The organism is Streptomyces sp. NPDC107654 (assembly GCF_055639035.1).
On the sequence record NZ_JBVKBI010000012.1, the window covers coordinates 21,831 to 45,989 of the forward strand.

At 70.3% G+C, this 24,159-nt stretch carries 16 protein-coding genes; 9 read left to right on the forward strand and 7 right to left on the reverse strand.

All coding sequences use genetic code 11. From position 1 onward, the window contains the following. Positions 1-198: 198 nt before the first annotated feature. The 4 genes from ACZ7N4_RS21790 to ACZ7N4_RS21805 all read right to left on the reverse strand — a co-directional run bounded on the left by ACZ7N4_RS21790 (position 199) and on the right by ACZ7N4_RS21805 (position 5,818). Positions 199-1,815 (reverse strand): glycerol-3-phosphate dehydrogenase/oxidase, encoded by a 1,617-nt coding sequence (locus ACZ7N4_RS21790; RefSeq protein WP_467928995.1) that lies wholly within the window; start codon positions 1,813-1,815, stop codon positions 199-201. A gap of 47 nt (positions 1,816-1,862) precedes the next feature. Beyond that, entirely contained in the window at positions 1,863-3,401 is a 1,539-nt protein-coding gene (gene glpK, locus ACZ7N4_RS21795) for a glycerol kinase GlpK (protein WP_471360069.1), read from the reverse strand. 78 nt (positions 3,402-3,479) lie between these two features. Next, positions 3,480-4,274, reverse strand: a complete 795-nt coding sequence (locus ACZ7N4_RS21800; RefSeq protein ID WP_471360071.1) for an MIP/aquaporin family protein — start codon at positions 4,272-4,274, stop codon at positions 3,480-3,482. A gap of 779 nt (positions 4,275-5,053) precedes the next feature. After that, entirely contained in the window at positions 5,054-5,818 is a 765-nt protein-coding gene (locus ACZ7N4_RS21805) for an IclR family transcriptional regulator (protein WP_467928991.1), read from the reverse strand. Positions 5,819-6,094: 276 nt separating this feature from the next. Between ACZ7N4_RS21805 and metH the strand changes: the two genes are divergently transcribed. The 4 genes from metH to ACZ7N4_RS21825 all read left to right on the forward strand — a co-directional run bounded on the left by metH (position 6,095) and on the right by ACZ7N4_RS21825 (position 14,143). Further along, positions 6,095-9,610, forward strand: a complete 3,516-nt coding sequence (gene metH, locus ACZ7N4_RS21810; RefSeq protein ID WP_471360072.1) for a methionine synthase — start codon at positions 6,095-6,097, stop codon at positions 9,608-9,610. 112 nt (positions 9,611-9,722) lie between these two features. Then, positions 9,723-10,424, forward strand: coding sequence for an HAD family hydrolase (locus tag ACZ7N4_RS21815; RefSeq protein ID WP_471360074.1), 702 nt, complete (start codon positions 9,723-9,725; stop codon positions 10,422-10,424). Between the two features lie 433 nt (positions 10,425-10,857). After that, on the forward strand, positions 10,858-12,462 hold the full coding sequence (locus ACZ7N4_RS21820; protein WP_471360076.1) for an ABC transporter substrate-binding protein: 1,605 nt from the start codon (positions 10,858-10,860) through the stop codon (positions 12,460-12,462). A 100-nt stretch (positions 12,463-12,562) separates the two neighbouring features. Next, entirely contained in the window at positions 12,563-14,143 is a 1,581-nt protein-coding gene (locus ACZ7N4_RS21825) for an ABC transporter substrate-binding protein (RefSeq protein WP_471360078.1), read from the forward strand. A gap of 87 nt (positions 14,144-14,230) precedes the next feature. Here the strand turns inward: ACZ7N4_RS21825 and ACZ7N4_RS21830 are convergent, their stop codons facing one another. Both ACZ7N4_RS21830 and ACZ7N4_RS21835 read right to left on the reverse strand, forming a co-directional pair. Continuing rightward, positions 14,231-14,902: a response regulator gene (locus ACZ7N4_RS21830; protein WP_010045368.1), complete on the reverse strand. Its 672-nt coding sequence runs from the start codon at positions 14,900-14,902 to the stop codon at positions 14,231-14,233. A 53-nt stretch (positions 14,903-14,955) separates the two neighbouring features. Next, complete coding sequence (locus tag ACZ7N4_RS21835) at positions 14,956-15,843, reverse strand: RecB family exonuclease (protein WP_471360484.1); 888 nt, start codon at positions 15,841-15,843, stop codon at positions 14,956-14,958. 655 nt (positions 15,844-16,498) lie between these two features. On the opposite strand from ACZ7N4_RS21835, the gene ACZ7N4_RS21840 reads away from it, so the two are divergent. The 3 genes from ACZ7N4_RS21840 (at position 16,499) to ACZ7N4_RS21850 (ending at position 19,763) form a co-directional block, all read left to right on the forward strand. Beyond that, on the forward strand, positions 16,499-17,956 hold the full coding sequence (locus tag ACZ7N4_RS21840; RefSeq protein ID WP_471360080.1) for a site-2 protease family protein: 1,458 nt from the start codon (positions 16,499-16,501) through the stop codon (positions 17,954-17,956). Positions 17,957-18,011: 55 nt separating this feature from the next. Continuing rightward, positions 18,012-18,914 carry a tRNA (adenine-N1)-methyltransferase gene (locus ACZ7N4_RS21845; RefSeq protein ID WP_189996165.1) on the forward strand — a complete coding sequence of 301 codons (903 nt, stop codon included), beginning with the start codon at positions 18,012-18,014 and terminating at the stop codon, positions 18,912-18,914. A 225-nt stretch (positions 18,915-19,139) separates the two neighbouring features. Then, positions 19,140-19,763 (forward strand): hypothetical protein, encoded by a 624-nt coding sequence (locus tag ACZ7N4_RS21850; protein ID WP_471360083.1) that lies wholly within the window; start codon positions 19,140-19,142, stop codon positions 19,761-19,763. A 7-nt stretch (positions 19,764-19,770) separates the two neighbouring features. On the opposite strand, the gene ACZ7N4_RS21855 is transcribed toward ACZ7N4_RS21850, so the two are convergent. Next, a complete protein-coding gene (locus tag ACZ7N4_RS21855) occupies positions 19,771-20,073 on the reverse strand; it encodes a ferredoxin (RefSeq protein WP_467928978.1) in 303 nt (100 codons plus the stop codon). 512 nt (positions 20,074-20,585) lie between these two features. On the opposite strand from ACZ7N4_RS21855, the gene arc reads away from it, so the two are divergent. Both arc and dop read left to right on the forward strand, forming a co-directional pair. Next, positions 20,586-22,352, forward strand: a complete 1,767-nt coding sequence (arc, locus tag ACZ7N4_RS21860; RefSeq protein ID WP_471360085.1) for a proteasome ATPase — start codon at positions 20,586-20,588, stop codon at positions 22,350-22,352. Positions 22,353-22,584: 232 nt separating this feature from the next. Then, positions 22,585-24,096, forward strand: a complete 1,512-nt coding sequence (dop, locus tag ACZ7N4_RS21865) for a depupylase/deamidase Dop (RefSeq protein ID WP_471360087.1) — start codon at positions 22,585-22,587, stop codon at positions 24,094-24,096. Positions 24,097-24,159: the final 63 nt, after the last annotated feature.

The following is a 24,159-nucleotide window of genomic DNA, read 5'->3' on the forward strand; positions in this document are numbered from 1 at the left end:
ACCCCCCGAGGGCACCGGGACCGCGCCGATCGCGCCGGGGCCGGGAGAGGGCGTCGCGGCGGGAGCGAGCCGGGCAGGCCGAGGGGGCGGCTCCCTCGGCGGGAGCCGCCCCCTGGTGTTCCGGACCCGGTGCGGCGGGGGCCGGAGTGCCGGCGGCGGTCGGGCTCGGGTCGGGGGAGGACCGGCCGCCGCGCGGGTCTACTTCTTGTCCAGCAGGTCCTGGACCCTGGCCCTGACCTCGTCCGTGGCCAGGCCGCGGATCGTCAGGGTGGTGCGGCGGCGCAGCACGTCGTCCGGGGTCTCCGCCCACTCGTGGTCACGGGCCCACACGACCTGCGCCCAGATCTCCGGGGCGTCGGGGTGGACGCGCTCGGCCAGCTCCGGGTTGTCGTTCGCCAGGCGGGCGATGTCGAAGGCCAGGGAGCCGTAGTGGGTGGCCAGGTGCTTCGCGGTGTCGGCGGCCATGCGCGGGCCCGGCGCCGGACCGTCGACCAGCAGCCGGTGGGCGACCGCGCGCGGGTTGGCGACACCCGGCAGCGGCAGCTTCTTCGGCAGCGAGGAGATCGGCTCGAAGTCGTCACCGAGCGGGTGACCCGGCAGCGCCTCCAGCTTCTTCATGATCGTCCGGCCGATGTGGCGGAACGTCGTCCACTTGCCGCCCGCCACGGACAGCATGCCGCCCCTGCCCTCGGTCACCACGGTCTCGCGCTTGGCCTTGGCGGTGTCGCCGGGACCGCCCGGCAGCACCCGCAGACCGGCGAACGCGTAGGTGATGAGGTCGCGCTTCAGCTGCTGGTCCCGGACGGAGAACGCGGCCTCGTCCAGGATCTGGGCTATGTCCTTGTCGTTGACGGACACGTCCGCCGGGTCGCCCTCGTACTCCTCGTCGGTGGTGCCGAGCAGCAGCATGTCCTCCCAGGGGAGGGCGAAGGTGATGCGGTACTTGTCGATGGGGGTCGCGAGCGCGGCCTTCCACGGGGAGGTCCGCTTCAGGACCAGGTGCGCGCCCTTGGACAGGCGGATGGACGGCGCCGCGTTCGGGTCCTCCATCCGGCGCAGGTGGTCGACCCAGGGGCCGGTCGCGTTCAGCACCAGGCGGGCGTTGACCCCGAACTCGTCACCGGTGGTCCGGTCCTTGAGGTCGGCGCCGGTGACCCGGCCCTTGGTGAAGCGCAGGCCCGTCACCTCGGCGTGGTTGAGGACGACCGCGCCCGCCTCGACGGCCGCGCGGACCGTCATCAGCGCCATGCGCGCGTCGTTCATCTGGTCGTCGCCGTACACGGCCACGGCCTTGAGGTTCTCGGTGCGCAGCTCGGGCACGTCCTGCGCCGCCTTGGCCGGCGACAGCAGGTGGCCGACGCCGTCACCGAACGCGGAGAGCGCGGAGTAGGCGAAGACGCCCGCGCCGAGCTTCGCCGCGCCGTGCGGCCCGCCCTTGTACACGGGGAGGTAGAAGGTGAGCGGGTTCGCCAGGTGGGGGGCCACCTGGCGGGAGACCGCACGGCGCTCGAAGTGGTTCTCCGCCACCAGCTTCACCGCGCCGGTCTGCAGGTAGCGCAGGCCGCCGTGGAGCAGCTTGGAGGAGGCGGAGGAGGTGGCGCCGGCGAAGTCGCCGGCGTCGACCAGCGCCACCCTGAGCCCGGACTGCGCGGCGTGCCAGGCGGTGGAGATGCCCAGGATGCCGCCGCCGATCACAAGAAGGTCGTACGACGCCTTGGCGAGCTGCTCCCTGGTCTCGGCGCGGCTCGGGTTGGAGCCGGAGGCCGGGTGCGTCCCCAGGGCAGGTACGGACTGCAGGGTGGACTGACTGGTCATGTCGGGTACTTACTCCTCGTCAGACTGTCCGAGACGGCTACGGCCGCTCAGCTCTCGTCCTCGATCCAGCCCATGGTCCGGTCGACGGCCTTGAGCCAGTTCTTGTACTCACGGTCGCGGGTCTCCGCGTCCATGCGGGGGGTCCACTCGGCGGCCCGGCGCCAGTTGGCGCGCAGTTCGTCGGTGCTGGACCAGAAGCCGACGGCGAGACCGGCGGCGTAGGCGGCGCCGAGGCAGGTGGTCTCGGCGACCATCGGGCGCACCACGGGTGCGTCCAGGACGTCGGCGAGGGTCTGCATCAGCAGGTTGTTGGCGGTCATGCCGCCGTCGACCTTGAGGGTCACCAGCTCGTCGCCGGAGTCCTTGACCATGGCGTCGGCGATCTCCCGCGTCTGCCAGGCGGTGGCCTCAAGGACGGCGCGCGCGAGGTGCGCCTTGGTGACGTACCGGGTCAGACCGGCGATCACACCGCGGGCGTCGGAGCGCCAGTGCGGGGCGAACAGGCCGGAGAAGGCCGGCACGAAGTAGGCTCCGCCGTTGTCCTCGACCGAGAGCGCGAGCGTCTCGATCTCGGCGGCGGTGGAGATCAGGCCCATCTGGTCGCGCATCCACTGCACCAGCGAGCCGGTGACGGCGATGGAGCCCTCCAGGGCGTACACGGTCGGCTGGTCGCCGATCTTGTAGCCGACGGTGGTGAGCAGACCGGCGTAGGAGTTGATGATCTTCGAGCCGGTGTTCATCACCATGAAGGTGCCGGTGCCGTAGGTCGACTTGGTCTCGCCCTCGGAGAAGCAGGTCTGGCCGAACAGGGCCGCCTGCTGGTCGCCGAGCGCGGAGGCGACCGGGATGCCGCCGAGCAGGTCGCCCAGCCTGCCGCCGGTGACCTCGCCGTAGACCTCGGCGGAGGACCGGATCTCGGGGAGGATCTGCAGCGGCACGCCGATGGATTCGGCGATCTTCTCGTCCCACTGCATCGTGTGCAGGTTCATGAGGAGGGTCCGGGAGGCGTTGGTCACGTCGGTGACGTGCCTGCCGCCGTCGACACCGCCGGTCAGGTTCCAGATGACCCAGGTGTCCATGGTGCCGAAGAGGATGTCGCCGGCCTCGGCGCGCTCCTTCAGGCCCTCGACGTTGTCGAGCAGCCAGCGGGCCTTGGGCCCGGCGAAGTACGACGCGAGCGGCAGGCCCGTCTGCCGGCGGAAGCGGTCCTGGCCGACGTTGCGGCCCAGCTCCCTGCAGAGCGCGTCCGTGCGGGTGTCCTGCCAGACGATGGCGTTGTGGACGGGCTCACCGGTGTTCTTGTCCCACAGCACGGTGGTCTCGCGCTGGTTGGTGATGCCGATGGCCTTGATGTCGTCACGGGTGATGCCGGCCTTCTCGATGGCTCCGGCGACGACTTCCTGGACGTTGGTCCAGATCTCGTTGGCATCGTGCTCGACCCAGCCCGGCTTGGGGAAGATCTGCTCGTGCTCCTTCTGGTCGACGGAGACGATACGGCCGTCCCGGTCGAAGACGATGCAGCGCGAGGAGGTCGTGCCCTGGTCGATCGCCGCGATGAAGGGGCCTGCGGTGTGGGCGTCGGTCACTGTGTGCTCCTGGAAGGTCCGTGGTGAGGGGCGTACGTACGGCGCGTGCTCGAAGACTCGATGCGGTCGACGAGCTTTCTAGGCGAAGGCGACGTTGTAGATGCCTGCCCCGATGGCGCCGCCGACCAGCGGACCGACCACCGGGATCCAGGCGTAGGCCCAGTCGGAGCCACCCTTGTTGGGCAGCGGCAGCAGGGCGTGCACGATGCGCGGTCCCAGGTCGCGGGCCGGGTTGATCGCGTAGCCCGTCGGGCCGCCGAGCGAGAGACCGATCGACACCACCACGAACGCGGTGATCAGGCCGCCGAGGACGCCGAGGCCGTTGCCCTTGTCGTTCAGGCCCTGGGTGAGGACCGCGAGGATCAGCACCACGGTGCCGACGATCTCCGTGGCGAGGTTCTGCGCCGCGTTCCGGATCTCCGGACCAGTGGAGAAGACGCCGAGGACCGGGCCGGCCCCCTTCTCCTGGGCCTCCACCGCCTTGGCCGAGGTGGCCTGCGCGCCGGGGCCGCCCACGATCTCGTGGTCGGTCAGGTGCGCCTGGAACTGGCCGTAGTAGGCGACCCAGACCAGGGCCGCGCCGATCATCGCGCCGAGCAGCTGGCCGGCGAAGTAGGTCGGAACGTTGCTCCAGTCGCCGTCCTTGATGGCCAGGGCGACGGTGACGGCCGGGTTGAGGTGGGCACCGGACAGCGGTCCGGAGATGTACACGGCCGTCATGACGGCGAAGCCCCACCCGAAGGCGATGGCGAGCCAACCGGCGTTACGGGCCTTGGAGGCCTTCAGCGTGACAGCGGCACAGACGCCGCCGCCGAGCAGGATGAGTATGGCGGTACCGATGGTCTCGCCGATGAAGATGTCGGAGCTGGACACCCGCGACTCCTTTGTCCTTCGTCCAGGGTTAGCCGAACCCCGGGTCCCACCGGGGGTTCTGGCGCCCTCGGGGGTGAGAGCGATGCCGGCCCTTGGCGTTGTCACACTCTAGCGCGTATTGCCGGTAGGTGTTCGACAATGCCGACCGATGGACGGGAGTCTTGTTCGGCGTTACGCGTGCGTCAAGAGTTCTGTTATCGAAAGCAGGATCGTTATTGATCGCTGCGGGTTATCGATCATCGTCGCTGGTCATCGACCTTCGTGTACCGCCGTACGTTCTAGCCTCGATAGTCCATATAGCCCTGTTTATCCGCTTTCAGGGTAGGGCGAGGACCGGAACGTCGCCTGACGTCCCGGTCGTTCCGTACCCTGACCCCCGGCCGATCCCCTGCCCGGTCCCCGGCCCGTTCCCAGCTCCGGGCTGCCGGTCGTCACCCGCTCCGGGCAGCCGGCGGGCACTGGCCTCGGGCCGCCGGGTTCCTGCGCCGGGCTGCCGGCTGTCACCCACTCCGAGCCGCCGGTCGTTACACGCTTCGAGCCGCCGGTCGTCACCCGCTTCGGCCCGCCCGTCGTCAGCCGCTTCGGCAGCCGGTCGTCACCCGCTCCGGGTAGTCGGCCGTCCTTTGCTTAGGGGCCGCCGGTTGCCTGCTTCGTGCCGCCGGTCGTCACCCGCTTCGGCCCGCCCGTCGTCAGCCGCTTCGGGCCGCCGGCCGTCACCCGCCCCGGCCCGCCATTCGTCAGCCGCTCCGGCCGCCGGCCCTCGCCGCTCCCGCAGTCGGTCAGAACCGTCCCGCGCCCAGGTCCCGGGAGACCGCGCGGGCGCAGTCCCGTACCGCCGCGATCAGCTCCGGACGCAGCTCGCCGTCCCGGCACAGCCGCTCCACCGCCCCCGTGATGCCGACCGCGCCCACGGGCATCCGGCGCCGGTCGTGGATGGGCGCCGCGATCGACGCCACGCCCTCCCAGGTCTCCTCCACGTCCGCCGCGTACCCACGCGCGCGCGTGATGTCGAGGAGGTGCTCGAAGTCGCCGGGATCGCACACCGTGCGGTCCGTGAAGGCCTTCCGGTCCGTTTCCAGCGCCTCGCTGTGCGCCACCGGGTCGTACGCCGAGAGCACCTTGCCCAGGGCCGTCGAGTGCAGCGGCTGCATGGCCCCGATCTCCAGCACCTGCCGGCTGTCGTCGGGCCGGAAGACGTGGTGCACGATCAGCACGCCCTGCTGGTGCAGGACCCCCAGGTACACGCTCTCCCCGCTGGACCGGGCCAGGTCGTCGGCCCACACCAGGGCCCGCGCGCGCAGCTCGTGCACGTCGAGATAGGTGGTGCCGAGCCGCAGCAGCTCCGCGCCGAGCTGGTAGCGGCCGGAGGCGTCGTCCTGCTCCACGAAGCCCTCCTGCTGGAGGGTGCGCAGGATCCCGTGGGCGGTGCCCTTGGCGAGGCCCAGCGACGAGGCGATGTCCGAGAGGCCGAGTCGCCGCTCGCCGCCCGCGAGCAGCCGCAGCATCGCCGCCGCCCGTTCGAGCGACTGGATGTTCCGTGCCATCGCCGTTCTGCCTCCGTCCCTCGACCTGCCCCGGTGCGGAAACCACCGTTCGGCAATGTCGAACACTACCGGTCCATGCCGACGTCCCGCTAATGGTCGGACGGCACCTGTTACATCACAGGTGACCCGAGCGTCGCATCGGGGTCACCCGCGTCCGCCTCGTGGACGGATGTGCCCATCCAAGCCGACTCCCGGTTACTCTGGCGCCGTGCGGCAACTCCGGCGTGCCCGGGAAGCCGCATAGCCGACAGCCGTCGCACCACAGGGAGCCCCTACATGGCCTCGTCGCCGACGTCCCCTTCCGCCGACAGCCGGACTCGCGTGTCCGCGCTCCGAGAGGCGCTCGCCACCCGTGTGGTGGTCGCCGACGGAGCCATGGGCACGATGCTCCAGGCACAGGAGCCCACCCTCGAGGACTTCCGGAACCTCGAAGGGTGCAACGAGATCCTCAACCTCACCCGCCCCGACATCGTCCGCTCCGTCCACGAGGCGTACTTCTCCGTGGGCGTCGACTGCGTCGAGACCAACACCTTCGGGGCCAACCACGCGGCCATGGCGGAGTACGACATCGCCGACCGCGTGTACGAGCTGTCCGAGGCCGGCGCCCGCATCGCCCGCGAGACCGCCGACGCCTACTCCGCCCGGGACGACCGCACCCGCTGGGTCCTCGGCTCCATCGGCCCCGGCACCAAGCTGCCCACCCTGGGCCACATCGGGTTCACCACCCTCCGTGACGGCTTCCAGGCCAACGCCGAGGGCCTGCTCACCGGCGGCGCCGACGCCCTGATCGTCGAGACCACCCAGGACCTGCTGCAGACCAAGGCCTCCGTCCTCGGCGCCCGGCGCGCCATGGAACGCCTCGGCAGCGAGGTCCCCCTGCTGGTGTCGATGGCCTTCGAGACCACCGGCACCATGCTGCTCGGCTCCGAGATCGGCGCCGCGCTCACCGCGCTGGAACCGCTCGGCATCGACATGATCGGCCTGAACTGCTCCACCGGCCCCGCCGAGATGAGCGAGCACCTGCGCTACCTCACCCGGCACTCCCGCATCCCGCTGCTGTGCATGCCCAACGCCGGCCTGCCCGTCCTCACCAAGGACGGCGCCCACTTCCCCCTCGACCCCGAGGGCCTGGCCGACGCCCAGCAGAACTTCGTACGGGACTACGGCCTCTCCCTCATCGGCGGCTGCTGCGGCACCACCCCCGAACACCTGCGCCAGGTCGTCGAGCGCGTCCGTGACCTCACCCCGGCCGAGCGCGCCCCCCGCCCCGAGCCGGGCGCCGCCTCCCTGTACCAGTCGGTCCCCTTCCGGCAGGACACCTCCTACCTGGCCATCGGCGAGCGCACCAACGCCAACGGCTCCAAGAAGTTCCGCGAGGCCATGCTGGAGGCCCGCTGGGACGACTGCGTGGAGATCGCCCGGGAGCAGATCCGCGAGGGCGCGCACATGCTCGACCTGTGCGTGGACTACGTCGGCCGGGACGGCGTGGCCGACATGGAGGAACTGGCCGGCCGCTTCGCCACCGCCTCCACCCTGCCGATCGTGCTGGACTCCACCGAGGTCGACGTCATCCAGGCCGGCCTGGAGAAGCTCGGCGGCCGCGCGGTGATCAACTCCGTGAACTACGAGGACGGCGACGGCCCCGACTCCCGGTTCGCGAAGGTCACCCAGCTGGCGCGCGAGCACGGCGCCGCCCTGATCGCGCTGACCATCGACGAGGAGGGCCAGGCCCGCACCCCGGAGAAGAAGGTCGAGATCGCCGAACGGCTGATCGACGACCTGACCGGGAACTGGGGCATCCGCGAGGAGGACATCCTCATCGACACCCTGACCTTCACCATCTGCACCGGTCAGGAGGAGTCCCGCAAGGACGGCATCGCCACCATCGAGGCCATCCGCGAGCTGAAGAAGCGCCATCCGGCCGTGCAGACCACGCTGGGCCTGTCGAACATCTCCTTCGGCCTCAACCCGGCCGCCCGCATCCTGCTCAACTCCGTCTTCCTGGACGAGTGCGTCAAGGCCGGCCTGGACTCCGCGATCGTCCACGCCTCCAAGATCCTCCCGATCGCCCGGTTCAGCGAGGAAGAGGTGCAGACCGCTCTCGACCTGATCCACGACCGCCGCAGCGAGGGCTACGACCCCCTGCAGAAGCTCATGCAGCTCTTCGAGGGCGCCACGGCCAAGTCCCTCAAGGCGGGCAAGGCCGAGGAACTGGCCGCGCTGCCCCTGGAGGAGCGGCTCAAGCGCCGGATCATCGACGGCGAGCGCAACGGCCTGGAAGCCGACCTGGACCTCGCGCTGGCCGAGCGGCCCGCCCTGGACATCGTCAACGAGACCCTGCTCGACGGCATGAAGGTCGTCGGCGAGCTGTTCGGCTCCGGCCAGATGCAGCTGCCGTTCGTCCTGCAGTCCGCCGAGGTCATGAAGGCCGCCGTCGCCTACCTCGAACCGCACATGGAGAAGTCGGACGCCGAGGGCAAGGGCACCATCGTGCTCGCCACCGTGCGCGGCGACGTCCACGACATCGGCAAGAACCTCGTCGACATCATCCTGTCCAACAACGGCTACAACGTCGTCAACCTCGGCATCAAGCAGCCGGTCTCCGCCATCCTGGAGGCCGCCGAGGAGCACCGGGCCGACGTGATCGGCATGTCCGGACTGCTGGTGAAGTCCACGGTGATCATGAAGGAGAACCTGGAGGAGCTGAACCAGCGCGGCCTCGCCGCCCGCTTCCCGGTCATCCTCGGCGGCGCGGCCCTCACCCGCGCCTACGTCGAGCAGGACCTGCACGAGATCTACCAGGGCGAGGTCCGCTACGCCCGCGACGCCTTCGAGGGCCTGCACCTCATGGACGCCCTGATCGGTGTCAAGCGGGGAGTGCCCGGGGCGAAGCTGCCGGAGCTGCGCCAGCGCCGGGTCCGCGCGACCACCGCCGTCCAGGTCGAGGAGCGGCCCGAGGAGGGCCATGTCCGCTCCGACGTCGCCACCGACAACCCCGTGCCCACCCCGCCCTTCTGGGACACCCGTGTCATCAAGGGCATCCAGCTCAAGGAGTACGCGAGCTGGCTCGACGAGGGCGCCCTGTTCAAGGGCCAGTGGGGACTGAAGCAGGCCCGCACCGGCGAGGGACCGACGTACGAGGAACTCGTCGAGACCGACGGCCGGCCCCGGCTGCGCGGCCTGCTCGACCGGCTCCAGACCGACAACCTCCTGGAAGCGGCCGTCGTCTACGGCTACTTCCCCTGCGTCTCCAAGGACGACGACCTGATCATCCTGGACGAGCAGGGCAACGAGCGCACCCGCTTCACCTTCCCCCGCCAGCGCCGCGGCCGGCGCCTGTGCCTGGCCGACTTCTTCCGCCCGGAGGAGTCCGGCGAGACCGACGTCGTCGGCCTCCAGGTGGTCACCGTCGGCTCCCGCATCGGCGAGGAGACCGCCAAGCTCTTCGAGGCCAACGCCTACCGCGACTACCTCGAACTGCACGGCCTGTCCGTCCAGTTGGCCGAGGCCCTGGCCGAGTACTGGCACGCGCGCGTCCGCGCCGAACTCGGTTTCGCCGGCGAGGACCCCGCCGACATCACGGACATGTTCGACCTGAAGTACCGCGGTGCCCGCTTCTCCCTCGGCTACGGCGCCTGCCCCGACCTGGAGGACCGCGCCAAGATCGCCGAGCTGCTGCGGCCCGAGCGGATCGGCGTCCACCTGTCCGAGGAGTTCCAGCTGCACCCCGAGCAGTCCACGGACGCCATCGTGATCCACCACCCCGAGGCCAAGTACTTCAACGCACGGTGAGGCGTGTCCCACCCGGCATCCTGATCGGATAAGTCGTACACTGGTCGGTCCACCGCAGGCCGGTTCCCCGCCGGGGAGCCGGCCTGGCCGTCCCTCAAGGAGGTGCGCCCGGATGACCAGCACGGTCCCCGCGCTCGGAACCAGAACGGCCGAAGGCTCCGCCCTGCAGGCGGTGCTCCTCGACATGGACGGCACCCTCGTCGACACCGAGGGGTTCTGGTGGGACGTCGAGGTGGAGGTCTTCGCCTCCCTCGGGCACACCCTGGACGACACCTGGCGGCACGTCGTGGTCGGCGGCCCCATGACCCGCAGCGCCGGCTTCCTCATCGAGGCGACCGGCGCCGACATCACCCTCGCCGAACTCACCGTGCTCCTCAACGAGGGCTTCGAGGAGCGCATCGGCAGAGCCCTGCCGCTGATGCCGGGCGCCGTCCGGCTCCTCGCCGAGCTGTACGAGTCCGAGACCCCGACCGCCCTGGTCTCCGCCTCCCACCGGCGCATCATCGACCGGGTGCTGTCCGTGCTCGGCCCGCACCACTTCACCCTCTCCATCGCCGGCGACGAGGTCTCCCGCACCAAGCCCTTCCCCGACCCGTACCTGCTCGCCGCCGCGGGCCTCGGTGCGGATCCGGCCAGATGCGCCGTCGTCGAGGACACCGCGACCGGTGTCGCCGCCGCCGAGGCCGCCGGCTGCCGGGTCGTCGCCGTCCCCTCCGTCGCCCCCATCGGCCCCGCCGCCGGACGCACCGTCGTCACCTCTCTGGAAGAGGTCGACCTGGCATTTCTCCGGAACCTGATGACGGAAATGCGCTGACCGTTCACCCAGCGTGCGAAGTCCAATGACCGTGCCGGACACATTTCCGGGGAACAACCCCGAGTGGAATTCACGGAGGACCGCCCCGGCCGAATTCTGCTGACCGGCTGCACAGTTGGGAGTGTGACGTTCCCCACGCCGGAGCGGCTCGACAACGTTGACCAAGTGTGCTGACCCGCTCCGGGAGGACGGAAACGGCGGCACGTTGTGTCCTGATTGGGGGGACGCTGCACTAATCATGCCGCTGTCGGGTTTTCGGTGCGTCCACAGCCGGTTCCACTGCGTGATGAGGGGTCAACTCACGCGGCTGCGAAGCGGGCTGCGGGCGCGGACTAATCTCATCGCGAGAACATCGCCGAGAACCCCTGTGATCCGCCGCACCACCCCTGCATGCCGGATACACGGACCCGAACAGCTCTGGAGAAACTCCCGCATGAACCGCAAGACTTTGGTGCTGCCGGCGGTGGCCGGCCTGCTCACCCCGGTTCTCGCCGCGTGCGGCGGATCCGGCAGCGGGAGCAAGAGCGGTGACGCCATCGTCGTCGGTACCACGGACCAGTTCACGGCCACCAAGGACGCCCCCGCGCCCCTCGACCCGGCCTACGCCTACGACGTCGGCACCTGGAACATCCTGCGCCAGTCCGTGCAGACCCTGATGGCCCAGCCCAGGGGCGAGGGCGAGCCCGTCCCCGAGGCCGCCGAGAGCTGCTCCTTCACCGACAGCGGCAGCGAGCGCTACGTCTGCAAGCTGCGCGACGGCCTGAAGTTCGCCGGCGGCGACCCGGTGACCGCCCAGGACGTCAAGTACTCCATCGAGCGTGCGCTCCGCATCAACTCCGACAGCGGTGTCTCCGCCCTGCTGAACACCATCGACACCATCGAGACGCAGGGTGACCGCGAGGTCGTCTTCCACCTGAAGACCGCCGACGCCACCTTCCCGTACAAGCTGTCCACCCCGGTCGCGGGCATCGTCAACCCGAAGGACTACCAGAAGGACAAGCTCCGCGACGGCTTCGAGATCGACGGCTCCGGCCCGTACACCTTCAAGGCCGACGTCAAGAACGACGCGATCGTCAGCGCCACCTTCACCAGGAACGCCTCCTACAAGGGCAGCATGAAGGTGAACAACGACGAGGTCGAGCTGCGCTCCTTCGCCGACGCCGACGCCATGGGCGCCGCCATCGACAAGGGCGACATCGACGTCATGACCCGCACCATGGCGCCCGCGCAGATCCAGAAGCTCGACGCCGGCAGCGACAAGAACGCCGACCTGGTCGACATGCCGGGTCTGGAGATCCGCTACCTCGCCTTCAACACCGACGCCACCAGCGTCAAGTCCAAGGCCGTACGCCAGGCCATGGCCCAGCTCATCAACCGAGGCGAACTGGTCTCCAAGGTCTACGGCACCCAGGCCGAGCCGCTGTACTCGATGGTCCCCGCCACCGTCACCGGCCACTCCAACTCGTTCTTCAACAAGTACGGCAACCCCAGCGTCGACAAGGCCAAGAGCCTGCTCGGCAAGGCCGGCATCACCACCCCGGTGAAGCTGACCCTGCACTACACCACCGACCACTACGGCTCGGCCACCAAGCAGGAGTTCCAGATCCTGCAGAAGCAGCTCAACGACAGCGGCCTGTTCGACGTCTCCATCGAGGGCCACCCCTGGTCCACCTTCCGGCCCGCCGAGCGCAAGGGCGAGTACGACGTCTACGGCATGGGCTGGTTCCCCGACTTCCCGGACGCCGACAACTTCCTCGCGCCGTTCCTCGACAAGAACAACTTCCTCGGATCGCCGTACAACAACGGCACCATCCAGCGCACCCTGATCCCGCAGTCCCGTCGCGAGGCCGACCGGATCGGCGCCTCCAAGAGCCTGACGGAGATCCAGGACATCGTCGCCGAGGACGTCCCGGTCCTGCCGCTGTGGCAGGGCAAGCAGTACGTCGCCGCACGGGACGACATCACGGGCGTGGCCTACGCCCTGAACTCCTCCTCGACGCTTCAGCTGTGGGAGCTGGGCCGCGGTGTGAGCGGCTGACGGCTCCATGCAGCCGGGGCCGAGCACGATGCGGCCCCGGTGCCCGGGACCAGGGACGGCGGCCCCGGGCTGACGAACCGACGACAAGGCACATATTCAAGTGAACATGCGCAACCAGTGGCCAGTTCTGCCCATCGTGGCGGGACTGGCCTCCGGCCTGCTGACCGGCTGCGGCTCCGAGACCGGTGACTCCGGGGGCACCGGCTCCTCCGTGGTGATGGGGATGTCCGACGACGTCCTCGCCACGGACCCGGCATCCGGCTATGACCCCGGCTCCTGGCTGTTGTTCAACAACGTGTTCCAGTCGCTGCTCAGCTTCCCCAAGGGCGCGACCGAACCCCAACCCGACCTCGCCAGACAGTGCCTCTTCACCGACACCCGGGCGATGGTCTACAAGTGCGAGCTGAAGGACGGCCTGAAGTTCAGCAACGGTGACGCCCTCACCTCCGCGGACGTGAAGTTCTCCTTCGACCGCATGCTGAAGATCGACGACCCCGCCGGCCCCGCCATCATGTTCCCGATGCTCGACAGCGTCGAGACACCGGACGCCAAGACCGCGGTCTTCCACCTGAAGGTGCCCGACGCCACCTTCCCCAGCAAGATCGCCTCCGGCGCCGGCGCCATCGTGGACCACCGCCAGTACGACGCGAACGGCCTGCGCACCGACCACCAGGCCGTCGGCTCCGGCCCCTACAAGCTGGACTCCTTCGACAAGGACGAGGCCGTCTTCTCGGTCAACGACAACTACCGGGGCGACGCCAAGCCCAAGAACTCCGGCGTCACCCTCAAGTTCTTCCACGGCGACCGCACCGCCCTGCGCAAGGCACTCCTCGACGGCGGCATCGACATCGCCTACCGAGGCCTGTCCGCCGCCGACATCGCCGCCCTCGACCAACAGGCCGACAACAAGGGCGTCGAGGTCATCGACGGCAGCAGCGCCGAAGTCCAGCACCTGGTCTTCAACATGAAGGACCCGGTGGCCGGCAAGCCCGGCGTCCGCAAGGCCATGGCCTACCTCATCGACCGCGACGCCCTCATCCACGACGTCTACCAGGGCACCGCCACCCCCCTGTACTCGATCATCCCGGCCGGCATCGCGGGCCACAACACCGCGTTCTTCGACACCTACGGCGCCCGCCCCTCCCGGGACAAGGCCGCCGCCGCACTCCGCGCCGACGGCATCACCGGCAAGGTCAAGCTCACCCTGTGGTCCACGCCGTCCCGCTACGGCCCCGCCACCGACCAGGAACTCAAGGCCATCGCCGGCCAGCTCAACGCCAGCGGCCTGTTCCAGGCCGACGTCCAGTCCGTCGCCTACGACCAGTACGAGAAGGACATCGCCGCCGGCAAGTACGGCGTCTACGTGAAGGGCTGGGTGCCGGACTACCCGGACGCCGACAACTTCACCGCGCCCTTCTTCGGCAAGGGCAACGTCCTGAACAACAACTACGGCAACAACACCATCACCAAGTCCCTGATCCCCCACACCGCCGCGCAGAGCGACCGCACGGCGACCGACAAGGACTTCGACAGGCTCCAGGACATCGTCGCCGACGAACTGCCCGTCCTGCCGGTCTGGCAGGCCAAGCAGTACGCCGTCGTCCGCGACGGCGTCTACGGCCTGGAGTACTGCCTGGACGCCTCCACCGTGTTCCGCTTCTGGGAGATCAGCAAGAGCTGACCCCGGACACACGAGAGGGCGCCCCTTCCCCGCGGGGGAGGGGCGCCCCGGCCGTTCACGGCCCACCGCGTCCCACGCGGCGTACGCCTACTGCGCGCCGGGACGCACCAGACCGCTCTCGTACGCGTACACCGCGGCCTGCACCCGGTCCCTCAGCCCCAGCTTCGTGAGCACATGCCCCACATGCGTCTTCACCGTCGTCTCGCTGACGAACAGATCCGCCGCGATCTCCGCGTTGGACAGCCCCCGCGCCACCAGCTTCAGCACCTCCACCTCACGGTCGGTGAGGGTGTGCAGGGTGTCCGGCACCGGCTCCTCACCCGACGGCAGATGCGTGGCGTACTTGTCCAGCAGCCGCCGCGTGATGCTCGGCGCCAGCATGGCCTCGCCCGCCGCCACCACCCGGATCGCCTGCACCAGCTCATTGGCCGGCGCGTCCTTCAGCAGGAAACCACTGGCACCGGCACGCAGCGCCTCCACCACGTACTCGTCCAGGTCGAACGTCGTCAGCACCAGCACCTTGGCCGGACCGTCCCGGCCGGGCCCGGTGATCTGCCGGGTGGCCTCCACACCGTCCATCCGCGGCATCCGGATGTCCATCAGCACGACGTCCGGCTGCAGCGCTCGCACCTGGTCCAGGGCCTGCAGGCCGTCACCTGCCTCGCCGACGACCGCGAGGTCCTGCTCGGCCTCCAGGATCATCCGGAAACCCGTACGCAGCAGCGGCTGGTCGTCGACCAGTAGGACGCGGATGGCCACGTGACACTCCTTCGCTAGTCCGGGCCCATTCTGCCCTGCCCCGGATCCCCGGTTCACCCGGTCCCGGACTCCGCGACCGTCACGGGCAGCGGGTAGGGCGGGGGAGTGCCGCCGAACTCCGGGCAGTGCGCCCGGTGGTCGCACCAGCCGCACAACTTCGTCGGCCGGGGGCGCCAGTTCCCCGTCTCCGTGGCCTGCCGGATGGCCTCCCACAGCGCGTGCAGCTTCCGCTCCACCCGCTCCAGATCGGCCGGCACCGGGTCGTACGTCAGCACGTCCCCGCTGCCCAGGTAGACCAGCTGCAGCCGGCGCGGAACCACGCGCTTCAGCCGCCACACCACCAGCGCGTAGAACTTCATCTGGAACAACGCGCCCTCGGCGTACTCCGGGCGGGGCGCCTTGCCCGTCTTGTAGTCGACGATCCGCACCTCGCCGGTCGGCGCCACGTCCACCCGGTCGATGATCCCGCGCAGCCGCAGCCCCGACTCCAGCTCCGCCTCCACGAACAGCTCACGCTCGGCCGGCTCCAGCCGCGTCGGATCCTCCAGCGTGAACCAGCGCTCCACGAGCCGCTCCGCCTCCGCGAGCCACCCGGCCAGCCGCTCGCCGTCCGGATCGTCCGCGAACAGCTCGGTCACCTCCGGCCTGCTCTCCCTGAGCCGGTCCCACTGCCCCGGGATCAGCGCCTTCGCCCGCGGAGCGGTCCGCTCCCCGGCCGGCGCGTCGAACAGCCGCTCCAGCACGGCATGCACCAGCGTGCCCCGCGTCGCCGCCGGACTCGGCTTCTCCGGCAGCCGGTCGATCACCCGGAACCGGTACAGCAACGGACACTGCATGAAGTCACTGGCCCGCGAGGGCGACAGCGAGGTCGGCGCCCCGGCACCCCGCCCGGCGGACACGGCCGCCCCGGACTCCTCGCCCCCGGACGACCCGCCGCCCACCGCGGCGACGGGGGCCGGGGAGGCCGTCGGGGGAGCGCTGCTCCCGGCGGCCCCGGCCGTGCCGTCGCTGTCGGCGGCGCCCTGGGCTCCCCGGGGGGATGCGGGCCCGGCGGTGCTTTCACCGGCGCGGGGTGCTGCCGGGGCGGCGGTGCCGGGGGCGCCGCTCTCGGCGGGACCGCCGGCTGCCCGGTCGCCGTGCTGGTCGGCGCCGGCAGCCGAACCGGGCGCGCCCGGGTCACCGTCAAGGGCGGTGCGGACCGTCACGGCGGTCGCCGAAGCGTCCGTGCCCGCGGGCACCGCCGGTTCGGCGGCGTCCGGGGTCGGTTCCGTGGGCCGTGCCGGAGGAGTCGGCGGCTCCGCCTCCCCGGCCTGTTCCGTGGGGGCAGGCATCGTGGGGCGCGGCCGGGGCGGGGCGGCCGGGGGCGGCTGGTCGGCGCCGCCCGGCAGGGCCGCCGCCTCTTCGATGCTGCTGTCCATGTCCACAGACCTTACGGCCCAGCACTGACAGTGACCCAGCCCGCGGCCCGCGTCGACCACCCGACCTCGGGGCAAACACAAGGGGTGCCGGGGCGAAACGTGCCACCAAGGCCGCATACCATCGACCAGAGACCTTCCGCCCGGCAGGTGCGGAGGACGCTTCGAACGAGGGGACACCGTGGACGTGAGCGGCGGGAGCGGGCAGCCGCGGTCCGGCAACGACGAGCCGGCCGAGCACGACGCCGACCCCACGGCCCCGGCGACCGGACCCACCGACCACCCCGGCCCCGAGCCCGAGCACGCACCCGGCGACGCGTCCGGACCACCGGCGGCGAAACCGTCCTCCCACCCCACCGGAACCGACCCCGCCGGAACCGACCCCGCCGGAACCCCGCCCGGGACCGGCACGGACAGCACCCCCGACCACCGCACCCTCGCCCACTCCGGCATCGCCAAGGGCGAACCGCCCGAGCCACGGCCCAAGGAACCCGGCGGCGGCATCCTCATGGGCCGCCCCTTCGGCGTACCCGTCTACGTCGCACCCAGCTGGTTCCTCGTCGCCGCCCTGATCACCTGGGTCTTCGGCGGCCAGCTCGACCGCGTCCTGCCCGAACTCGGCGCCGCCCGCTACCTGGTCTCCCTCTTCTTCGCGGTCGCCTTCTACGCCTCCGTCCTGGTCCACGAGCTCGCCCACACCCTCGCCGCGATCCGCTTCAAACTCCCGGTCCGCCGCATCCAGCTCCAGTTCTTCGGCGGCGTCTCCGAGATCGAGAAGGAGGCCGAGACCCCCGGCCGCGAGTTCGTGCTGGCCTTCGTCGGCCCCCTGCTCTCCCTCGTCCTCGCCGGCCTCTTCTACCTCGCCATGAAACCCGTGGAACCCGGCACCGTCCCCGGCGTCCTGCTGGCCGGCCTGATGGTCTCCAACCTCATCGTGGCGATCTTCAACCTCCTCCCCGGCCTCCCCCTCGACGGCGGCCGCATGCTCCGCGCCGTCGTCTGGAAGCTCAGCGGCAAACCGATGACCGGCACCGTCGCCGCCGCCTGGGTCGGCCGCGCCCTCGCCGTCGCCGTCCTCATCGGCCTGCCCCTGCTCAACCAGTCCGGCGCACTCGGCGGCAGCGGCGAGGACACCGGCGGCATGGACACCGTCACCGACGCCCTGCTCGCCGCCATCCTCGCCGCGATCATCTGGACCGGCGCCGGCAACAGCCTGCGCATGGCACGCCTGCGCGAACACCTCCCCGAACTCCGCGCCCGCACCCTCACCCGGCGCGCCGTACCGGTCGAGAACGACACCCCCCTCTCCGAGGCCCTGCGCCGCGCCAACGCCGCCGGGGCCCGCGCCCTCGTCGTGGTCGACGCCGACGGCCACCCGCTCTCCCTCGTCCGCGAGGCCGCCATCGTCGGCGTACCCGAGCACCGCCGCCCCTGGGTCGCCGTCAGCGGCCTCGCCCAGGACCTGACCGACGGCATGCGCGTCTCCGCCGAGCTGGCCGGAGAAGAACTGCTGGACGTCCTGCGCGCCACCCCGGCCACCGAATACCTCGTGGTAGAGGAGACCGGCGAGATCTACGGCGTCCTGTCCGCCGCGGACGTGGAGCGGGCCTTCGTCAAGGCGATGGCACGACCCTCCTGACCCCCGCGCCCCGCCGCCGGTCAAGCCCCCGGCAGACAACCGGTAGGCTGGTCACATGTCCGAACCGACCGGTGCCGCCCGCCGTCGCGGGCCCTTCAAGGTCGGGGACCAGGTACAGCTGACCGACCCCAAGGGCCGCCACTACACGTTCACGCTCGAAGCAGGGAAGAACTTCCACACCCACAAGGGTTCCTTCCCGCACGACGAACTGATCGGCGCTCCCGAGGGCAGCGTTGTCCGCACCACCGGCAACGTCGCCTACCTCGCGCTGCGCCCCCTGCTCCCCGACTACGTCCTGTCCATGCCCCGCGGGGCAGCCGTCGTCTACCCGAAGGACGCGGGGCAGATCCTCGCCTTCGCCGACATCTTCCCCGGCGCCCGCGTCGTGGAGGCCGGCGTCGGCTCCGGCTCGCTCAGCAGCTTCCTGCTGCGGGCCATCGGCGACCAGGGCATGCTGCACTCCTACGAGCGCCGCGAGGACTTCGCCGAGATCGCCCGGCAGAACGTCGAGCGCTACTTCGGCGGCCCGCACCCCGCCTGGCAGCTCACCGTCGGCGACCTCCAGGACAACCTGTCCGACACCGACGTCGACCGCGTCATCCTCGACATGCTCGCCCCCTGGGAATGCCTGGAGGCCGTCTCCAAGGCACTCGTCCCCGGCGGCATCCTGTGCTGCTACGTCGCCACCACCACCCAGCTCGCCCGGACCGTGGAGTCCATCCGGGAGATCGGCTGCTTCAACGAGCCGACCGCCTGGGAGACCATGATCCGCAACTGGCACATCGAGGGCCTGGCCGTCCGCCCGGACCACCGGATGATCGGCCACACCGGCTTCCTGCTCACCGCCCGCCGCCTCGCGGACGGCGTCGAGCCGCCCATGCGCCGCCGCCGCCCCGCCAAGGGCGCCTACGGCGAGGACTACGCCGGCCCCAACGCCGACGGCGGCACCGGCCGCTGACCGGCCCCCCGCACGGACAACGCAAGGGCGCCGTGGCCGAGTTCCCACCCACCCACGGGAACCCCGCCACGGCGCCCCTCCGTTGACACGGCACCAGTACCGGCACCCGGCACCACCAGCCCCCACGCGTCGACACCGCCCCCCGACGCCGGCCCACGCGCGCGGGCCCCTCGCCTGCGGGAATCCCGGACCCCGCCGTTCCCCCGCACTGTGACGTGTGGCACCATGCAGCCCATCCCACCGGCACAGCCCTCACAGGAGACACTCCTCGTGCAACCCGCCGTCCCGGAACTGGCCCACACCCGTACCCGGCCCATCCACTGGGTCGCCACCGCCACAGCCGTCGCGGGCGTCGTCGCCCTCTCCTCCGTCGTCCAGCCCGGATCGGCCACCGCCGCCCAGTCCGCCCCCGGCACCACCGGCAGGACCGCCCCCGCGGCCGCCGCCCCGCCCGGCACGACCGGCGTGAGGTTCCCCCTGGACTGCGGACCCGTCAAAGCCGTCGTCGCCAAGAAGGCCACCGGAGACCTCGACGGCGACGGCAGGCCGGAAACCGTCGCCGTCGTCCACTGCGACGCCCCCATGGGCACCCCACCCGACGGCGTCTACGTCCTCACCCACGCCGCGGACCGCGACACCCCCCGCATCGTCGCCACCCTCGTCGCACCCCGGGAACGGCTCACGGTCACCGACTTCACCCTCCGCGCACAGGCCGTCTCCGCCACCCTGCTCGGTTACTCCTCGGACACCGTGCCCAGTTGCTGCCCCGACGTGAAAACCCCGGCCAAGTGGCGATGGAACGGCAACGCCTTCCTCCGCACCACCCCGGCCGGGGCCCACAGCGTCTGAACCGGACTCACTCCGCGTCGGGCCCGTACACCTCGACCCTGTCCAGAACCCGGCGCACATGGATGCACTCGCCCGGACACTCCCGCGCCGAGTCCACCACGTCCGCCAGCAGCGGCAACGGCACCGGCACCGACGCCCCCGGAGCCTGCAGCAGCTCCTCGTCCGCACCCTTCACATAGGCCAGCCCGTCGATGTCCAGCTCGAACACCTCCGGCGCGTACTGGGCGCAGATCCCGTCGCCGGTACACAGATCCTGGTCGATCCAGACCTCCAGCGCCTCGCCGCCCGCGGCCTCCTGCTGCACGGTCATCTCTCCTGCCCTCGGTTCGCCGGACCGGCCCGGCACCCCAAGGGCCAGCCGGGTCCGCTCCAGCGGCTGTTGAACACCCCCGACCCTACCTCCGCCCGCCCAACAGCCCCGCCGCACCGGCCCGGGGTTTCCGGCCCCGCCCCCTCGGGTACCAGCGCCGGACCGGGACACCCACCCCCCCCGGCGGCCGGACCGAACACTTCAGGCCACCCCTGCCGTGACCCCGCCCGCCGGTACCGTCGCTCTGCGTGATGATCGTACGAGCGGCCTGAGTGCTGCCCGCACACCGACCCAGCGGACAACTCCGGCCAGCCGCGAAGGGATTCGACCACGCCAAGCACGGAACAACCTGCTTTCCCATCACGTTGAGTGGGTATCCCCTCCGTGCGAGGGAGTGCGCACCGGGTGACCGACGACACACCTTGACAGTCTTTGTGATCTAGGGGTTTCAATCGACACCCACCCAGGTAGGGTCTGGAAACGTCCAGCTCCCCTTGGAGGAGGTGAGGACCGTGGCAGCCCACGACGACGACATGAACCGCGGCATCCGCCCGGGACGAGGGTCCGACGACCCGGCCGGGCAGATTGCCTACCTTGAGCAGGAGATCGCCGTCCTGCGCCGCAAGCTCGCCGACTCTCCGCGCCACACGAGGATTCTCGAAGAGCGGATCGTCGAGCTGCAGACCAACCTGGCCGGCGTGTCCGCCCAGAACGAACGACTGGCCAACACCCTCCGCGAGGCCCGCGACCAGATCGTGGCCCTCAAGGAGGAGGTCGACCGGCTCGCTCAGCCGCCGGCCGGCTTCGGTGTCTTCCTGCAGGCCAACGAGGACGGCACCGCGGACATCTTCACCGGAGGCCGCAAACTCCGCGTGAACGTCAGCCCCAGCGTCGACCTCGACGACCTGCGGCGCGGCCAGGAAGTCATGCTCAACGAAGCGCTCAACGTGGTCGAAGCCATGGAGTTCGAGAGCGTCGGCGACATCGTCACCCTCAAGGAGATCCTCGAGGACGGCGAGCGCGCCCTCGTACTGGGCCACACCGACGAGGAACGCGTCGTCCGCCTCGCCGAGCCCCTGCTCGGCACCACCATCCGCGCCGGCGACGCCCTCCTCCTCGAACCCCGCTCCGGCTACGTCTACGAGGTCGTCCCCAAGAGCGAGGTCGAGGAACTCGTCCTCGAGGAAGTCCCCGACATCGGCTACGAGCAGATCGGCGGCCTCGGCAACCAGATCGAAGCCATCCGCGACGCCGTCGAGCTGCCCTACCTCTACCCCGACCTCTTCAAGGAGCACGAGCTGCGCCCGCCCAAGGGCGTCCTGCTCTACGGCCCCCCCGGCTGCGGCAAGACCCTCATCGCCAAGGCCGTCGCGAACTCACTCGCCAAGAAGGTCGCCGAGGTCACCGGCCAGGCCGCCGGCAAGAGCTTCTTCCTCAACATCAAGGGCCCCGAGCTGCTCAACAAGTACGTCGGCGAGACCGAGCGGCAGATCCGCCTCGTCTTCCAGCGTGCCCGCGAGAAGGCCAGCGAGGGCACCCCCGTGATCGTCTTCTTCGACGAGATGGAATCCCTCTTCCGCACCCGCGGCTCCGGCGTCAGCTCCGACGTCGAGAACACCATCGTCCCGCAGCTCCTCGCCGAGATCGACGGCGTCGAAGGCCTGCAGAACGTGGTCGTCATCGGCGCCTCCAACCGCGAGGACATGATCGACCCGGCCATCCTGCGCCCCGGCCGCCTCGACGTGAAGATCAAGATCGAGCGCCCCGACGCCGAAGCCGCCAAGGACATCTTCGGCAAGTACCTCACCGAGCGCCTCCCGCTCCACGCGGACGACCTCACCGAACACGGCGGCGACAAGACCACCACCGTCCAGAGCATGATCCAGACGGCGGTCGAGCACATGTACGCCGAATCCGAGGAAAACCGCTTCCTGGAAGTCACCTACGCCAACGGAGACAAGGAAGTCCTCTACTTCAAGGACTTCAACTCCGGCGCCATGATCGAGAACATCGTCGGCCGCGCCAAGAAAATGGCGATCAAGGACTTCCTCGAAAAGAGCCAGAAGGGCCTCCGCGTCTCCCACCTCCTCCAGGCCTGCGTGGACGAGTTCAAGGAGAACGAGGACCTCCCCAACACCACCAACCCGGACGACTGGGCCCGGATCTCCGGAAAGAAGGGCGAGCGGATCGTCTACATCCGCACCCTCATCACCGGAAAGCAGGGCGCGGACACCGGACGCTCCATCGACACGGTGGCGAACACCGGTCAGTACCTGTAAAAGCAGGGCGGCTGCGGGTGCCCACCACGGGTACCCGCAGCCGCGTGCTTTCCAGGCCACGACCGGAGCAGCCAATGACGCAAATGATCTCCCCACCAGCGCAAAGGCGTTCTAGGCTCGTTCCTACCGCCGAGTCGCGCAGTGCGGGCACGGGCACCGCACACCCACCGGAGCGCCAGCGGGACGCGAGCGGCGCCCATCACCGAGGGTGCCGCCGGGCAAGGAGGGCCGCATGACCGTACGGCGAGTAATGGGCATCGAGACGGAGTACGGGATCTCCGTCCCCGGCCACCCCAACGCCAACGCGATGCTCACCTCATCCCAGATCGTCAACGCCTACGCGGCGGCGATGCACCGGGCCCGCCGGGCCCGCTGGGACTTCGAGGAGGAAAACCCCCTACGGGACGCGCGAGGCTTCGACCTCGCCCGGGAAGCCGCCGACTCCAGCCAGCTCACCGACGAGGACATCGGCCTCGCCAACGTGATCCTCACCAACGGCGCGCGCCTCTACGTCGACCACGCCCACCCCGAATACAGCGCCCCCGAGGTCACCAACCCCCGCGACGCCGTCCTCTGGGACAAGGCCGGCGAACGCATCATGGCCGAAGCCGCCGAACGAGCCGCACAGCTCCCCGGCGCCCAGCCCATCCACCTCTACAAGAACAACACCGACAACAAGGGCGCCAGCTACGGCACCCACGAGAACTACCTCATGAAGCGGGAAACCCCCTTCTCCGACATCGTGCGCCACCTGACCCCGTTCTTCGTCTCCCGCCAGGTCTTCGCCGGAGCCGGCCGCGTCGGCATCGGCCAGGACGGACACGAACACGGCTTCCAGCTCAGCCAGCGCGCCGACTACTTCGAAGTCGAGGTAGGCCTCGAAACCACCCTCAAGCGCCCCATCATCAACACCCGCGACGAGCCCCACGCCGACGCGGAGAAGTACCGCCGCCTCCACGTAATCATCGGCGACGCCAACCTCTCCGAGATCTCCACGTACCTCAAGCTCGGCACGACCGCCCTGGTCCTCTCCATGATCGAGGACGGCTTCATCGCCGTGGACCTCGCCGTCGACCAGCCCGTACGCACCCTCCACCAGGTCTCCCACGACCCCTCGCTCAAGCGCCTGGTCACCCTCCGCAGCGGACGCACACTCACCGCCGTCCAGCTCCAGATGGAGTACTACGAGCTGTCCCGCAAGTACGTCGAGGAACGCTTCGGCGCCGACGCCGACGACCAGACCAAGGACGTCCTCAGCCGCTGGGAGGACACCCTCACCCGGCTGGAGAACGACCCCATGAGCCTCGCCGGCGAACTCGACTGGGTCGCCAAACGGGAACTCATGGAGGGCTACCGCCGCCGCGACGACCTCGACTGGGACGCCGCCCGGCTCCACCTGGTCGACCTCCAGTACGCCGACGTACGCGCCGAGAAGGGCCTCTACAACCGCCTGGCGGCCCGTGGACGCATGAAGCGCCTCCTGGACGAGTCCGAGGTCGACGAGGCCCGTACGAAGCCGCCGGAGGACACGCGCGCCTACTTCCGCGGCCGCTGCCTGGAGCAGTACGCCGACGACGTCGCGGCCGCGAGCTGGGACTCGGTGATCTTCGACCTCCCGGGCCGGGATTCGTTGCAGCGCGTTCCAACCCTGGAACCGCTACGCGGAACGCGAAATCACGTCAAGGAGCTGCTGGACCGCTGCCGCACGGCGGAAGACCTGGTCAGGGTCCTGTCCGGCAGCTGAGCACGATCAGCGGGTACTCGTACCGCCCCGGGCGGACAGGGTGGAAACCCCACCGCCCGGGAA